The sequence below is a fragment of the Comamonas resistens genome (assembly GCF_030064165.1).
GTDB classification, from domain to species: Bacteria; Pseudomonadota; Gammaproteobacteria; order Burkholderiales; family Burkholderiaceae_C; genus Comamonas; species Comamonas resistens.
On the sequence record NZ_CP125947.1, the window covers coordinates 2,384,825 to 2,400,936 of the forward strand.

Below are 16,112 nucleotides of genomic sequence, written 5' to 3' on the forward strand. Positions count from 1 at the left end.
CAGGAACGGATGCTAGAGATTCAAATTCATGAAGTAAAATGGTTAAATATCACATATCCATGAGCTGTATTCATAAATGCTAGAGCGCATCCATCTCGCCATCATTCAAGAGGTAGAAAAACAAGGCTCGTTGACGGCCGCCGCCGATGTGTTGTGCGTCACTCAGTCGGCGCTGAGCCACAGCATGAAAAAGCTCGAAGGTCAGCTGGGCACCGATATCTGGTTGCGTGAGGGCCGCAGCCTGCGCTTGACGCAGGCCGGCCAGTATCTTCTGGCCGTGGCGGGCCGTGTGTTGCCGCAGCTGGAGCTGGCCGAATCCCGGCTCAGGCAGTTTGCCCAGGGCGAGCGTGGCGCGTTGCGCATAGGCATGGAGTGCCATCCCTGCTACCAGTGGCTGCTGAAAATCGTCTCGCCGTATCTGGCTGCCTGGCCCGATGTGGAAGTGGATGTGAAGCAGAAGTTCCAGTTCGGTGGCATTGGTGCGCTGTTCGGCTACGAGATCGATTTGCTGGTCACGCCCGACCCGCTCTACAAACCGGGGTTGGAGTTTGTACCGGTGTTCGATTACGAGCAGGTGCTGGTTGTCTCCAACCTGCATGCGCTGGCCCAGGCCGACCATGTGCAGCCCAGACACCTGAGCGGCGAGGTGCTGATCACCTACCCGGTAGCGACCGACAGACTCGATATCTACAACCAGTTTCTGCTGCCTGCAGGCATTGCGCCGCGCCGCCACAAGACCATAGAAACCACGGACATCATGCTGCAGATGGTAGCCAGCGGCCGCGGCGTGGCCGCGCTGCCACGCTGGCTGGCGCTGGAGTACGCCGAGAAGATGCCCGTGACGCCTGTGCGCCTGGGCAAGAAAGGTATTGCCAAGCAGATCCACCTGGGTGCGCGTGAGGCGGATCTGGAGACGGATTATCTAAAGGCCTTTATCGCGCTGGCGCGCGGGCCCTTGGCTGCGTGACGGACGTTGAGGCACTATTAAAAAAAGAGCTGTCAGCGCTTGCTGGATAAGCGCTGGAAGCTATTTTGAGCGAGGTTTTTAGACGTGAGCAGTTTCAGGCGACCAAGCGTTGCATCTCATTGACGGTTTCCGCCAGCGCGTCCGCATCCTGCTGGTTGAACGCGCCGTCTAGCCCCTCCTGATGAATCGCTGTGAACGGCGGGTCGTACAACTGGCCCACCGTCACTTCGCCGTGTGCTGTCAGACGCTCGATGATCATTTCGACAAAGCGGATCTGCTGGCTGCTGTAGCGGTTGGCGTCCAGAAAGCGTGCAAAGGCTTTCTGCGCTTCGGCGCGGTCCATGCCCACCAGGGAGCGGATGAACTGCGGCAGCGGCTTGTCGCCATAGCTTTGCGCAAAACGCTCGCGCCCTTCCACCTCGGGCGCTTCGTAGACAAAGCGCTCCAGCTCGATCAGGTCGGTGGGCGTCAACGGTTTGTTCAGACGCAGTTTGGCAATGGCCACATGGGCGGCATTGGCTCGGATAAAGGCTTCCACCTTCTTTTTGTACTGCGCCAGGTTGATACCGGTATTGGTGTCCTTCAGCGTCACCTCGGTGGCCTCGCCAATTTCATCGCTCAGCACGGTGTACACCGTCTCGCCCACCTGCCGCTCGATGAACTTCACCAGAGCGCGCACATGGCGGCGCAGGTGCTCGATGATCGGCGGGGTGATGCCCACCCAATAGCCCTCGGTCTGCACCTCCTGCAGCAAGGCCATTTCGGCTTGCACGGCGGGCACGTTGGCGAGTAGCTCCAACTGGCCCGCAATTGCTATCACCCGCTCGCGCAGCTTGGCAAAACTTGCCTCCTTGCGCAGCAGCGCCAGTTGCAGGTTCACACACAGCAGGTCGAACAGGCGTGCGGTGATGTGATCGCTTTCCAACTGGCTGGGCAGGCCCGCCACATGGTTGCGCAACTGGCCCACGGCGGTGTCATCCAGCTTGTCCCAGGCGCTGCGTTCGGCAAAGCGCCGCACATGGCCCAGCTCGGTGCGGACAATGAAGTTGTTCTGGTTCATGGCCGCGACTTCGCCATGCAACTGCTCGGCCAAGGTGGTTTGCAAGTCGCCCGTGTGATGGTAGGCCGGCAGGTCTTCTTGTGCCACCGGTGTGGCGCCGGGCTGGGGCGTGCGCAGCAACTGCAGCAGATCCAGCCGGGACTTGAACAAACGCTTGCCCAGCGGCTCGGCCACCACAGATGCGGCACCGACCGGGTTCTCGTTGAAATACTCGAAGTTCTGGCAGAAGTCGAAGATTACGAACTCGCGCTTGTGCTGCCCTGGTCCGAACAGGTTTTCGCACAGCCGCGTGCCACGGCCAATCATCTGCAGGAACTTGACCTTGGATCGAACGGCCTTGAAGAACACCAGGTTCAGCACCTCGGGCACGTCGATACCGGTGTCCAGCATGTCCACCGATATGGCAATGTGCGGTGCGCTGGCGGGTTTGCTGAAGTCGTCGATCAGCGACTGCGCATAGCTGCCGCTTTGGTGCGTGATCACACGGGCAAAGCTGTTCACCAGATGCGGGTAGTGGTGGTTGAAGCGCTTTTCAATGAAATCGGCATGCTTCTGGTTCACGGCAAAGATGATGGTCTTGCCCAGCCGGTCGCCGCCGTCCACCTTCAGGCCGTTCTCCATCAGGTGCTTGAGCATCTTGTCCACAGTGTCTTCGTTGAACAGAAACTTGTTGATTTCGCCGGCGCTGACTTCTTCCGGCGGCCCGTCGTCGCCCCAGTCCAGTGATTCCCAGTGTTCCTTTTCCTCGGGACTCAGCTCGTCGTATCGGATGCCGCTGCGCACAAACTTCAGCGGCACGGACATGGCCTTGTGCGGCACCAAGAAGCCCTGGCTCACGGCCTCGTCCAGGCTGTAGGCATCGGTGGGCACACCGGTTTCCAGCCCAAACAGGTGGTAGGTGTCGCGGTCCACTTCCTCGCGCGGCGTGGCCGTCAGGCCCACCAGCAGGCTGTCAAAGTATTTGAAGATGGCGCCGTATTTTTGATAGACGCTGCGGTGCGCCTCGTCCACGATGATCAGGTCGAAATGGCCCACGCCAAAGCGCCGCTGCCCGCCCTCCATCTCGTCGATCAAGCCCATCATCGTGGGATAGGTGCTCAGGTATACGCGGCCCTGGCCGTTCTTGTCATTCAGCAGGTTGACGACCGACGTGTTGGGCAGCAGCGGCTTGAAGCCCTTGTTCGTGGCCTGGTTCACCAGCGACACGCGGTCGGCCAGAAACAGCACGCGCTTGGCCCAGTTGGCCTGCATCAGCACATCGGCCAGCGCCACGGCCACGCGGGTTTTGCCCGTGCCCGTGGCCATGGTCAGCAAGGCGCGGCGGCGGCCGTGGGTGAAGGCTTCGGTGATGGCGCGGATGGCCCGCGTCTGGTAGACGCGCTCCACGATCTCGGCCTTGATCGGCATGCGCGCCAAGGGTTTGAGCGTTTGGCGGCGCACCAGCGCCAGGGCCAGCTCGTCCTGCGTGTAAAAGCCCTGTACCTCGCGCGGGGCCGGGTAGCGCTGGTCATCCCACAAAAACGTGCGGTGGCCGTTGGTGTAGAAGATCAGCGGGCGCTGGCCGTGTTGCGCCTGCAGCGCATCGGCATACAGCTTGGCCTGCTGGCGGCCCACCTCGGCGTCCTTCAAGGAACGCTTGGCTTCCACCACGGCGGCGGGCTTGCCGTCTGCCGCCCACAGCACATAGTCGGCATAGCCGGTGCCCGATGCCGAAGGCATGCCCTGCACCGGCACTTCCACGCTGGCATTGCCTTTGACGGGCGGGGTTGCGGCTGGGGCGTCCAGCGTCCAGCCGGCTTCGGCCAGCATCAGGTCGATCAGACGCTTGCGGGTTTCGGCCTCGTTGTAGTCGTGCGCGTCCGGCACGGCCAGGGCTGCGGCCTTGGCCTGGGCCAGCTCGGCGCGGCGCTGAGCCAGTTCGGCATCCACATCGGCCAGCGCTGCTTCGCGTTCGGCCAGGGTGGTGGCCTGCGCTGCCATGGCCGCCTCGCGCTTTTCCAGCTCGGCCCGCTGCGCAGCCAACTGCGCTTGGAATTTGGCTTCCTGCTTTTTCAGCTCGTCCTTGGTGAACTGCACGGCCTCGGTCGCGGCCTGCTCGGCATTGACCAGAAACGGGATCTTGCCCGTATCCCAGGTTGCGGCAATGTGCTTGGGGTCGCTGGCGCGGGTGTAGGTGCGGGCCAGCCAGAACAGCACATGAAACAACTCCTGCACCAGCGCCATGGCGTCCACCCGTGGCACGCTACGGTTGCCGTGCACGGCCTGGTTGCCCTGGCGCTTGATCAGGTGCATCTTGTCCAGCACATGGGGCGGCACCAGTTGCGCAAACTCGCGCTGCGTCATCAGCGTATTCAGCCCCTGGTCGTAGGGCATGCGCAGGCTGCTGTCGTTGTCGTAGAGCCAGAGCACCGTCTGCTCCAGCGCATGGCGCGCGCGCATCGCTGAAGCGCGTGGGTCGGATTGCACCAGTTGCTCGGCCCCGGCGGCGGGCTCTTGCAGGGTGCGGAACTCGGGGTGGAGGAACTGGAAGTTGGACATTTTATTAATTAATGGTTAGAGAAAAATCTGAATTGCGTTGATTTTATAAGTAAATCAATTTTTTTTAATCCATTTTCTTCTGATTTTTTCATTTTCTCAATTTCACGAAAAATCGTACAAAATTTATTCTGTAAATCTAAGGGTGGAAGCATGATTTTGAAATCACCCAAAATTCCAACATTTAAATTTTCTTGATTGCCACCTCTGGCTTGATCTCTTAATCTTTGATAGCTCATTTTTAAAAATTGAAATATATATTCGTGTTTTATTTTGTCAGATGGCTTAATTCCAGCGCATGCTTGGTTCATTGTCGCTGCAATATTTAAAATTGCACATTTTCCTCGTGTTACTCCTTGTCCGTACAAGGCTACAACCACTGTATTGATGGGGAAAGTTTTGAGGCGTGCAGATTTAATGCCAGTGTTGCTAACATGTTCGCTGGTTTCATTAATTGAGCACCAGTCAACTTCAGTGGACTTGACCCATGGGATATCTCCTGCGAAATTTTCCATTTCATTTCTTGAAGGTGTTGATCCACTTGAAATTTCGGTCAAGGCGCTGAGTGCTTTTTCAGGCATTTTTTTGGGATTCGCAGCTGGATCCCCAAACATCTCCAAAAACACCGACCGCAAGAGTTGGTCGAGCTTGGCGATGGCTTCGCGGCGCTTGCTGCGCAGGGCGTCGGCCTTGTCCAGAATGGAGGCAATGCGGCGTTGCTCGGAAAGTGAAGGAACCTTTAATTTCTTTTCGTATGCATCATTTCTATTGAGACCAGGAATCGCAGCAGATTTATTCATCTCAGTGAGACGCAAGCTAGACAATGCATGATTTAGCCAGCGTAAATCTGCGGATGTACAAGAGGTATCCACGTAATAAGTGGTATCAATCGGCCAGCATGATTTTTGGGAATAGTTCAGTTCTCCAATTGAACCTTTTCGCCCGATAACAATAGTTGGCCCGGATGTTATTGTCTCTGAATGCGTTCCAACAATTCCGTTTGACCCATATACATCAAATTCACCGCCGTCCCGTGAGGAGGCCGGGAGACTCTTTCCGTATTTAAATTCGCAAATGTCACCCAGGGAACGAAGAACTTCACTCACTTCAACATCCCTTCCAGCTCCACCATCCCCGCCATAATCTCGGCCTCCAGCACTTTTAAATCCGCCAAAATCTTGGAAGGTGATTCATATTCCACGACTTCATGCACCACTTCCTTGTAACGGTTAATGCTGAGGTCATAGCCATTGGCCGCAATCTCGGCCTTGGGCACGCAAAAGCTTTGCTCGTTGCGAAAACGCGTGGTTTCGTTGCCCGTGCGTTGCTGCCAGCGCATCAGCACATCGGGCAGGTTATTGCTGGCGTGCTCATTGGGCAGCGGGTTGCGCTTGTCGTCCAGGCTGAAACCGTCGGCCCGCATGTCGTAAAACCAGACGTTCTCGGTGCCGCCGCTATTGGTTTTCGTGAACAGCAGGATGGCGGTGGACACGCCCGCATAGGGCTTGAACACGCCCGAGGGCATGGAGACAATGCCGTCGAGCTTTTGCTCTTCGAGCAGCATTTGGCGCAGTGTTTTGTGCGCCTTGCTGCTGCCAAACAAGACCCCATCGGGCACGATGACGGCGGCGCGGCCGCCGGTCTTCATCAGGCGCAGGAACAAGGCCAGAAACAGCAGTTCGGTCTTTTTGGTTTTGACCATGGCCTGCAGGTCTTTGGCCGTGGCCTCGTAGTCCAGGCTGCCAGCGAACGGTGGGTTGGCAAGGATGAGGCTGAACTTGTCTTCCACACCGGCGTGGTTTTCGCTCAGTGAGTCGCGGTTTTCAATCTGCGGGTTTTCAATGCCGTGCAGCAGCATGTTCATGGAGCCAATGCGCAGCATGGTGCTGTCAAAGTCAAAGCCGAAAAAGGTGGCTTCGTTGAACTGCTGCGTGCTGGCGGTGTCGGCGTAAATAGCCTGGCCGTGGTGCTGCTGCAAATATTCAGCCGCAGCGACCAGAAAGCCGGCGCTGCCGCAGGCGGGGTCGCAGATGGTGTCGCCGGGCTGGGGGGCCATCATGTCCACCATCAGCTTGATGATGTGGCGCGGCGTGCGGAACTGGCCGTTTTGCCCTGCGGTGGCAATTTTGCCCAGCATGTATTCGTACAGATCGCCCTTGGTGTCGCGGTCGTCCATGGGGATGTCGGCTACCATGTCTACCACCTTGGCCAGCAGCGCGGGCGTGGGGATGGTGAAGCGCGCATCCTTCATGTGCTGGGCGTAGGTGGAGTTTTCACCCGTACCGCCCAGGTTGCGGATGAAGGGAAAGACCTCATCGCCCACGATGCGGTAGATGGCGCTGGCGTCGCCCAGGTCCTTGAACGCCGACCAGCGCAGATGGCGCTGCTCGGGCGTGAAGATGGGCGATTCAATGGGCTGGCCGGTGCGGTTGGCCTTTTTTTCTTTCAGGGTCTGGATGTCATCGAGCCGCTTGATGAACAGCAGGTAGGTGAGTTGCTCGATCACCTCCATGGGGTTGGAGATGCCGCCGCTCCAGAAGGCGTCCCAGATGCGGTCGATTTGCGATTTGATGGTGCCGGTGATCATTGGCCAAAAATCCGTTGTGCAGTAGTGGCGCGCAGTATGCAGCGCAGGCTTTTGATCTTAACCAACGGGCAGGCGGGTTTTGCCGGGTTGATGGGTAGCACCTGTTTTTGGGTTTCCTTTAAAAATTAATAGCTGTTGGCGCTTGATGGATAAGCGCTAGCAGCTTTTTTGATTGAAATTTCAGGAGTGCTTATAGGACTTGCGCAAACGAGGATGTACCAAGGTCTGCAGCCCTGAGTCGAAGCTTCTGCCTGAACCTGGTTTGCGCAGGTCGTGACTTATTGGTATTTCTGCTCCAGCGCGTCCCAGAAGTCCTTGTTCACCAGACGCTGGCGCTCCAGGAACGGGGCGACGATGGCCGGGTCTTCGTCGACCTTGTGTTCGTCGCGCAGCAGGGTCAGGCATTTCTGCATGCCGGCTACCGCGCCCTGCAGGGCGGCATTGGCATAGAGCACAAAGCCGTAGCCCAGCTGGCCCAGTTCATCGGCGTTGAAGATGGGCGTCTTGCCGCCGATGACCATGTTCATGAGCTGGGGCGCCTGCAAGCGCTGGGGCAGGGCGCGCACTTCCTCGGCCTTCGTCACGGCCTCGACAAACAGGATGTCGGCGCCGGCCTCCTGAAAGGCCTGGGCGCGCTCGACGGCGGCTTCGAAGCCATGGACGGCAGCGGCATCGGTGCGCGCCATGATGAGGGTGCCTTCGTTGCGGCGCGCATCGACGGCGGCGCGGATCTTGCCCAGCATCTCGCTGGTTTCGATCACGGCCTTGCCGTTGAAGTGACCGCAGCGCTTGGGGCTGACCTGGTCTTCGAGCTGGATGCAGTCGGCGCCGGCACGCTCCAGCGTGCGTACGGCGTGGTAGGTGTTGACGGCATTGCCGAAGCCCGTGTCGGCATCGACGAGCAGCGGCACTTCCACGGCGTCGCGGATGCGGGCCGTATGGTCGGCGATATCGGTCAGGCCCATAAAGCCCTGGTCGGGCATGCCGAACCACATATTGGTGACGCCGGCACCGGTGACGTAGATGGCTTCAAAGCCCAGGTCGGCGATCAAGCGAGCCGACATGGCGTTGAAGGCACCGGGCACGAGCACGCCGCGGCGCGCTTCGGCCAGGGCTTGGAGTTGTTGTTTGGGATTCATGGTCTGTCTCTTCTCTAGGTTTGCGCAAGCCAGGATGCGCCAAAGACTGCTGCCTTGAGGCGAGGCTCTTGCCTGAGCCTGATTTGCGTAAGTTGTTTCTGTTTTGATAGCTGCTTGCGCTTGTCTATCAAGCGTTTCAGTATGTTTTGATACTATTTGGCCTCAAGCACTTCACCGGGCACGCGAATCCAGCCTTCCATCAGAATGCGGGCGCTGCGGCTCATCAGGGCCTTGGTGACCTTCCATTGGCTGTCGACCAGTTGGGCCTCGGCGCCCACACGCAGCGTGCCGGAGGGGTGGCCAAAGCGCACCGAACTGGGCGCTTTTTCGCGCTCGCCGCCGCCAGCGGCCAGATTGACCAGGGTGCCGGGAATGGCCGCTGCCGTGCCGATGGCCACGGCGGCCGTGCCCATCATGGCGTGGTGCAGCTTGCCCATGGACAGGGCGCGCACGACGAGGTCTATGTCCTTGCCATCAATGGCTTTGCCGCTGGACGATGTGTAGCTTTGGGCCGGGGCCACAAAGGCAATCTTGGGCGTGTGCTGGCGGGTGGAGGCTTCGTTCAGGTCCTTGATCAAGCCCATGCGCAGCGCGCCATGGGCGCGAATGGCTTCAAAGCGGGCCAGTGCTTCGGTGTCGTTATTGATGGTGTCCTGCAACTCACAGCCCGTGTAGCCCAGATCCTTGGCGTTCAGAAAGATGGTGGGAATGCCTGCATTGATCATGGTGGCGGCAAAGCTGCCCACGCCGGGTACATCCAGGCGGTCTACCAAATGACCCGTGGGGAACATGGCTCCGCCATCTTCGCCATCGTCTGCCGGGTCCAAGAACTCCAGTGCTACTTCGGCAGCGGCAAAGGTCACGCCGTCAAGTTCAAAGTCACCGGTTTCCTGCACCTGTCCGTCGGTGATTGGCACATGGGCCACGATGGTCTTGGCGATATTGGTCTGCCAGATACGGATGGTGGCCGTGCCGTTGCGTGGGATTTTGGTTGCGTCGATCAGACCCATATGAATGGCGCAGGGGCCGACGGCGGCGCTGAGGTTGCCGCAGTTGCCGCTCCAGTCCACAAAGGGCTGGTCGATGGCGACCTGACCAAACAGATAGTCCACATCATGACCGGGGCGTGTGCTCTTGCTGAGGATCACGCCCTTGCTGGTGCTGGACGAAGCATTGCCCATGCCGTCGATCTGCTTGCCATAGGGGTCGGGGCTGCCCAGCGCGCGCAGAAAGATGGCATTGCGCACGGCGCCCGGTTGCCGGGCCGCTTCAGGCAGATCCTGCAGCTTGAAGAACACGCCTTTGCTGGTGCCGCCGCGCAGATAGGTGGCGGGAATTTTGATTTGCGGCGCAAACCGTTTTGTCTCGGTCATGGTGTTTTCTTTATCCATTCAAAGCAGCAGCTATCGAAATTGATAGCTGCTTTCCCTGGTCAGTCTTGAGGTTCAAGCACTTTTTGTTCAATGTTTTCAGCCAGAAAGTCCTGGGCAAAGCGCTGTAGTACACCACCGGCCTCATAGATGCTGACCTCTTCCGCAGTATCCAGGCGGCAGGTCACAGGCACTTCAGTGCGTGCGCCCGTGGTGCGGTAGATATGCAAGCTCAGTTGTGCACGCGGCTGGCGTTTGCCAACGACGTCGAAAGTCTCAGTGCCATCCAGACCCAGGGTGTGGCGCGTGGTGCCTGGCAGGAATTCCAGCGGCAGCACGCCCATGCCGATCAGATTGGTGCGGTGGATGCGTTCAAAACCTTCGGCCGCAATCGCTTCCACTCCCGCCAGTCGCACGCCCTTGGCGGCCCAGTCGCGGCTGGAGCCCTGGCCGTAGTCGGCCCCCGCGATGATGATCAGCGGCTGCTTGCGCTGCATATAGGTCTCTATGGCTTCCCACATGCGCATGACCCGGCCTTCGGGCTCGACGCGGGCCAGAGAGCCCTGGCGCACCTTGCCGTTGCCGTCCACCACCATTTCATTGAACAGCTTGGGGTTGGCGAAGGTCGCGCGCTGCGCGGTCAGGTGGTCGCCGCGATGGGTGGCGTAGGAGTTGAAGTCCTCCTCGGGCAGGCCCATCTTGTGCAGATATTCGCCGGCAGCGCTGTCGAGCAGGATGGCATTCGATGGCGAGAGGTGGTCGGTGGTGATGTTGTCGGGCAGTATGGCCAAGGGGCGCATGCCGCGCAGCGTGCGCTTTCCCGCCAGAGCGCCTTCCCCCTCTGTATCCCAGTAGGGAGGGCGGCGGATATAGGTCGATTGAGGGCGCCAGTCGTACAGTGCCTCCACGTTTTCGCCGTTGTCGGCATGGATGGCGAACATGGGCTCGTACACCTTGCGGAACTGCTCGGGCTGCACGGCGGCCTTGGCCACGGCATCGATTTCCTCGTCGCCGGGCCAGATGTCCTTGAGGCGGATCTCGCGGCCCTGGAATATGCCCAGCACATCGTTTTCAATATCAAAGCGGATGGTGCCCGCAATCGCATAGGCCACGACCAGTGGCGGAGAAGCCAGGAAGGCCTGCTTGGCATAGGGGTGGATGCGGCCGTCGAAATTGCGGTTGCCAGAGAGCACGGCCGTGGTGTAGAGGTCGCGGTCAATGATTTCCTGCTGGATGGCAGGGTCCAGCGCACCGCTCATGCCGTTGCAGGTGGTGCAGGCAAAGGCCACCACGCCAAAGCCCAGGGCTTCGAGGTCATGCATGAGCCCGGCTTGTTCCAGATACAGGGGTACGGTCCTGGAACCCGGAGCCAGGGACGATTTGACCCAGGGCTTGCGCGTCAGGCCCAGATTGCGGGCATTGCGCGCCAGCAGGCCGGCCGTGATCACATTGCGCGGGTTGCTGGTGTTGGTGCAACTGGTGATGGCCGCAATGATGACGGCACCATCGGGCATCTGGCCTTCTTGCTCGGTCCATTCACCGGCAATGCCCTTGGCCGTCAGATCGCTGGTGGCCAGACGGGCATGCGGGTTGGACGGACCGGCCATATTGCGTACCACGCTGGACAGATCGAACGTGAGCGTGCGCTCGTATTCGGCGTTTGCCAGCGTATCGGCCCAGAGACCGGCCTGCTTGGCATAGGTTTCGACCAGTTGCACCTGGGCAGGCTCGCGGCCCGTGAGGCGCAGATAGTCAATGGTCTGCTCGTCGATGGCGAACATGGCGGCCGTGGCGCCGTATTCGGGCGCCATATTGGAGATGGTGGCGCGGTCGCCAATCGTCAGGCTGCGCGCGCCTGCGCCATGGAACTCCAGATAGGCGCCGACCACTTTTTGCTGGCGCAGGAACTGGGTCAGGGCCAGCACGATGTCGGTGGCCGTGATGCCGTGCTGGCGCTTGCCGGTCAGTTGCACGCCAATGATTTCGGGCAGGCGCATCCACGAGGCGCGGCCCAGCATCACGTTCTCGGCTTCGAGGCCGCCCACGCCGACAGCGATCACGCCCAGTGCATCGACATGCGGCGTGTGGCTGTCCGTGCCCACCAGGGTGTCCGGATATGCTTCGCCATTGATAGCGTGGATCACAGGGCTCATGCGCTCCAGATTGATCTGATGCATGATGCCGTTGCCCGGCGGAATCACCTCCACGTTCTTGAAGGCGCGCTTGCACCAGTCTATGAAGTGAAAGCGGTCCTCGTTGCGCCGGTCTTCGATGGCGCGGTTCTTCTCGAAGGCCTCGGGGTCATGGCCGCCGCACTCCACGGCCAGCGAATGGTCCACGATCAGCTGCACGGGCACCACGGGGTTCACCGCTGCGGGGTCACCGCCCTGGTCCGCAATCGCGTCGCGCAGCCCTGCCAGGTCGACCAGCGCCGTCTGGCCCAGGATGTCATGGCAGACCACACGGGCCGGGAACCAGGGGAAGTCGCGCTCGCGCTTGCGTAGCGCGATCTGGGTCAGGCATTCGGCGAGCATGGCCGGGTCGCAGCGGCGCACCAGATTCTCGGCATGCACGCGACTGGTATAGGGCAGCGTGGCCCAGGCACCGGGGCAGATGGCATCGACGGCGGCCTGCGCATCAAAGTAATGCAGAGCAGTCCCAGGCAGAGGGCGGCGATAGATGCTGGGAGAAATATGGGGGGGCAGGGGCTTGCTCATTTTGTCTTTGGGGGGATGTTCACAAAGCCAGGGCAGGGTGTGGCTCAGGGCTGAGATCGGAGAAGGCGGAGGGCGGGTTCGAGTGCGCGGCAGGGCGCTTGTTCTGCGCGCCATTGTGTTGCCTGCCCAGTGCCAGCTGCAGCCGGGCCTGGGCCACGGCGTACAACTGCCGGGTCAATGCCGTGCTGACGGTACGGGGCTGGCTCTGCAGCCGGGCCAGATGGTCGGCCAGCAGCTCGCAAAGTTGCCGGGCCTCCTGCACCTGGGCGGGCGTGAGCTGGGTCACGCTCATGCCGCGCCGGGGCTGGGCGGTCAGCAGGCCTTCATGGCACAGCAGCTTCATGGCCTCGCGCACGGGGGTGCGGCTTACGCCAAATTCCTGGGCCAGTGCGCCATCGTTGATATCGCTGCCCGGCGGCATCTGATGACTCAGAATGCGCTCGCGCAGTTTGTCTGCAATGGCAATGCACAGCGAATGGGGTTGCATGGTCTGGGCAGTCATGGCATGTGCCTGGCAGCTCTTACTGTCGCTCGTCAATGGGCACAAACTGCAGATCGTCGGGGCCGGTGTAATTGGCACTGGGGCGGATGATCTTGTTGTCCTGGCGCTGCTCGATGATGTGGGCGGCCCAGCCGCTGGTGCGCGCGAGCACGAACAAGGGCGTGAACATGGCCGTGGGCACGCCCATCATGTGGTAGCTGACGGCGCTGAACCAGTCGAGATTGGGAAACATGTTCTTGACTTCCCACATCACCGATTCCAGGCGCGCAGCGATGTCGTACATCTTGGTGCTGCCGGCCTCGTCGGAGAGCTGCTTGGCCACGCCCTTGATCACCACGTTGCGCGGGTCGCTGACGGTATAGACGGGGTGGCCGAAGCCGATCACGACTTCCTTGGCATCCACGCGGCGGCGGATATCGGCTTCGGCTTCTGCGGGGCTGTCATAGCGCTTCTGGATCTCGAAGGCCACCTCGTTGGCGCCCCCATGCTTGGGGCCGCGCAGCGCGCCGATGGCGCCGGTGATGGCCGAGTACATATCGCTGCCCGTGCCGGCGACCACGCGGGCCGTGAAGGTGGAGGCGTTGAACTCGTGCTCGGCATAGAGATTGAGCGAGGTATGCATGGCGCGCACCCAGCTGTCCGAAGGCTTGGCACCATGCAGCAGGTGCAGAAAGTGGCCGCCTATGGAGTCGTCGTCGGTTTCCACCGCTATGCGGCGGCCCGAGTTGCTGAAGTGGTACCAGTACAGCAGCATGGAGCCCAGCGAGGCCATCAGGCGGTCGGCGATGTCGCGTGCACCGGGCAGGTTGTGGTCGTCCTTCTCGGGCAGGGCGCAGCCCAGGGCCGAGACGCCGGTGCGCATCACATCCATGGGGTGGCTGGCGGCTGGCAGTTGCTCCAGCGCCGCCTTCACGCTGGTGGGCAGGCCGCGCAGGGCCTTGAGCTTGGTCTTGTAGGCCTTGAGTTCGGCACGTGTGGGCAGTTTGCCGTGCACCAGAAGGTGGGCGATTTCCTCGAATTCGCAGACCTCGGCAATGTCCAGAATGTCGTAACCACGGTAGTGCAGATCGTTGCCGGTCTTGCCGACGGTGCATAGCGCGGTATTGCCTGCTGTCACGCCCGACAGCGCCACGGATTTCTTGGGTTTGAAAGCCCCGGCTGCGGGGAGGATGGATTCGATAGTGGGTTGGGCAACGGCGCTCATGCAAGTCTCCTCAGGTAGTGAATAAGCCGATCAAGCTGCTGCTTTTCGTCTGCTGTGATCTGCCATACTTCGCAATCTACGCATTTGTGTTTTATTGAGATAGTCCTGAATTGGCGAAGAATTGCGAAGCAAAAACAAATGTTTTGCGAAGTTTGCAAATTTCGCAGCAAAGCAAGAACAAGGAGCAAGAACCATGGCCAAGACTTTCATGGGGGTGCGCCTGCGCAGCCTGCGCGCCGAGCGCGGCATGACCCAGGCCGCGCTGGCCCAGGCGCTGGAGCTGTCCCCCAGTTATCTGAATCAGATCGAGCAGGATCAGCGCCCGCTCACGGTGGCCGTGCTGCTCAAGATTCACAAGGTGCTGGGGGTCGATATCCAGCAGTTTTCCGAAGACGAAGAGGCGCGCCTGCTGGCCCAATTGCGCGATGCGTTGGCGGCCATGCCTCAGTCCGGGGCTGCCGTGCCTTTGCCCGAGCTGCGCGAGGTGGCGTCCAGGCTGCCGCAGCTGGCGCAGGCGCTGCTGGCCATGCACCAGCGCCATCTGGCAGATGCCGAGCGACTTGAAGCGCTGGCGGCGCGTTTGGGCGATGGTCGTTCAGCGTTGGAAGATCCAGAAGGGAAGAGCGATGCCGGCCAACGGCTGGCCGAGCCTGCGCGCCAGATGCCGTTTGAGGCCGTGCGTGACTTTTTCTTTGCCCACCGCAATCACTTTGACGCGCTGGACCGCGCGGCGGAAACCCTGGCCTTGCAGGCCAGGGAGCAAGTAAGTGCTCAGGGCGGCAGCCTGCAGGAATGGCTGCAGTTTCGGCTGCAGGCCAGACACAAGGTGCTGGTACTGCGCGGCGGCCATGGCGGGCAGGGAGGAGAGCATAGCCATCGCCACTTTGATGCCGCCACGCGCACGCTGTATGTCGCGCCGCAGCTGCGGCCGGCCCAGCAGGCATTCCAGCTGGCCACTCAGCTGGCGCTGCTGGAGTTTGAGGCACTGTTTGAAGAGACACTCCAATCCACCCATTGGCAGGACGAGGCCACGCGGCGCCTGGCACGCATGGGCCTGGCCAACTATGTGGCCGGTGCTTTCGTGCTGCCCTATGGAGAATTTCTGCAGGCGGCAGAGAGCCTGCAGTACGACATCGATTTGCTGGCGCGTCGTTTTGGCGTGGGCTTCGAGACCGTGTGTCACCGCCTGTCGACCCTGCAGCGGGCCGAGGCGCCGGGCGTGCCTTTCTTCTTCATTCGCGTGGACCGGGCAGGCAATATCAGCAAACGCCAATCGGCCACGCATTTTCACTTTTCCAAGACCGGCGGCACCTGCCCGCTATGGGTGGTGTACGAGGCTTTCACCCAGCCGGGCCGCATCGTGCCGCAACTGGCCAGCATGCCCGACGGGCGGGTTTATCTCTGGGTGGCCCGCACCGTCAGCCGCGCTGGCCAGGGGTGGGGCGCGCCGGGCAAGACCTTCTCGATAGGTCTGGGCTGCGATCTGCAGCATGCGGCGCGGCTGGTGTATTCCAAGGGGCTGGACCTGCGCAGCCTGGATGCAGCCACGCCTATCGGCATGGGCTGCAAGGTCTGCGAGCGCAGCGCCTGCCCGCAGCGCGCCTTTCCGTTTGTGGGCAAGCCGCTGCGCGTCAATGAAAACGAGAGCGGCTTTGTGCCTTATGGTTGATGGCGGCCTGGTCGGGGCAGGCCGATGGATGTGGAGGCCTAAAACCTGTTCAATGCGTTTAATTTAATGAAGCTTGGCCGAGCTTTGCGTTTATAGCTCGCTGATCTGTACGGAGGGCGTGATGCTCAGTGCTGCGTCAATCAGCACCCGCATGGCCAGGGCGGCGGTGGAGGCATCGCCCAGGTGGTCGATAAAGTAGAAGCCATCGGCCTCCAGCGCGAAGTCATAGGCCGGCATCCGGCCTGGAGTTGCTTCTGAGGCGGGCAGCCTGCGTTGCAACTGTTCCGTGCCAAAGCCCTGGGGGACGGGAAAGCGGATCTTGTATTCAATGCCCATGCGCAGATTGTCGGAGAGACAGGCTT

The 16,112-nt window shown here is 60.7% G+C and carries 11 protein-coding genes; 2 read left to right on the plus strand and 9 right to left on the minus strand.

What is annotated here, in order from left to right; genetic code table 11:
* The first annotated feature begins 76 nt into the window (after positions 1–76).
* A complete protein-coding gene (locus tag QMY55_RS11145; RefSeq protein WP_283488651.1) occupies positions 77–967 on the plus strand; it encodes a LysR family transcriptional regulator in 891 nt (296 codons plus the stop codon).
* 94 nt (positions 968–1,061) lie between these two features.
* Here QMY55_RS11145 and QMY55_RS11150 read toward each other — a convergent pair whose 3' ends face one another.
* The 8 genes from QMY55_RS11150 to prpC form a co-directional block, all read right to left on the minus strand.
* The gene (locus tag QMY55_RS11150; RefSeq protein ID WP_283488652.1) at positions 1,062–4,565 is read right to left on the minus strand and encodes a DEAD/DEAH box helicase family protein; all 3,504 of its coding nucleotides are present in this window, start codon (positions 4,563–4,565) and stop codon (positions 1,062–1,064) included.
* Between the two features lie 8 nt (positions 4,566–4,573).
* Positions 4,574–5,668: a restriction endonuclease subunit S gene (locus QMY55_RS11155; RefSeq protein WP_283488653.1), complete on the minus strand. Its 1,095-nt coding sequence runs from the start codon at positions 5,666–5,668 to the stop codon at positions 4,574–4,576.
* Positions 5,665–7,149, minus strand: coding sequence for a type I restriction-modification system subunit M (locus tag QMY55_RS11160; protein ID WP_283488654.1), 1,485 nt, complete (start codon positions 7,147–7,149; stop codon positions 5,665–5,667). The genes QMY55_RS11155 and QMY55_RS11160 overlap by 4 nt, the downstream gene beginning before the upstream one ends.
* A 278-nt stretch (positions 7,150–7,427) precedes the next feature.
* Positions 7,428–8,288, minus strand: coding sequence for an isocitrate lyase/PEP mutase family protein (locus QMY55_RS11165; RefSeq protein WP_283488655.1), 861 nt, complete (start codon positions 8,286–8,288; stop codon positions 7,428–7,430).
* A 152-nt stretch (positions 8,289–8,440) separates the two neighbouring features.
* Positions 8,441–9,661 (minus strand): 2-methylaconitate cis-trans isomerase PrpF, encoded by a 1,221-nt coding sequence (prpF, locus tag QMY55_RS11170; protein WP_283488656.1) that lies wholly within the window; start codon positions 9,659–9,661, stop codon positions 8,441–8,443.
* A gap of 59 nt (positions 9,662–9,720) precedes the next feature.
* Positions 9,721–12,375, minus strand: a complete 2,655-nt coding sequence (gene acnD / locus QMY55_RS11175) for a Fe/S-dependent 2-methylisocitrate dehydratase AcnD (RefSeq protein WP_283488657.1) — start codon at positions 12,373–12,375, stop codon at positions 9,721–9,723.
* Positions 12,376–12,394: 19 nt separating this feature from the next.
* Positions 12,395–12,877, minus strand: a complete 483-nt coding sequence (locus QMY55_RS11180) for a GntR family transcriptional regulator (protein WP_283488658.1) — start codon at positions 12,875–12,877, stop codon at positions 12,395–12,397.
* A 19-nt stretch (positions 12,878–12,896) separates the two neighbouring features.
* Positions 12,897–14,081 carry a bifunctional 2-methylcitrate synthase/citrate synthase gene (gene prpC, locus QMY55_RS11185; RefSeq protein WP_283488659.1) on the minus strand — a complete coding sequence of 395 codons (1,185 nt, stop codon included), beginning with the start codon at positions 14,079–14,081 and terminating at the stop codon, positions 12,897–12,899.
* 193 nt (positions 14,082–14,274) lie between these two features.
* Here prpC and QMY55_RS11190 point away from each other — a divergent pair, with 193 nt between their 5' ends.
* A complete protein-coding gene (locus tag QMY55_RS11190) occupies positions 14,275–15,750 on the plus strand; it encodes a short-chain fatty acyl-CoA regulator family protein (protein ID WP_283488660.1) in 1,476 nt (491 codons plus the stop codon).
* Between the two features lie 90 nt (positions 15,751–15,840).
* Here the strand turns inward: QMY55_RS11190 and QMY55_RS11195 are convergent, their stop codons facing one another.
* Positions 15,841–16,086 (minus strand): hypothetical protein, encoded by a 246-nt coding sequence (locus QMY55_RS11195; protein ID WP_283488661.1) that lies wholly within the window; start codon positions 16,084–16,086, stop codon positions 15,841–15,843.
* Between the last annotated feature and the right edge of the window lie 26 nt (positions 16,087–16,112).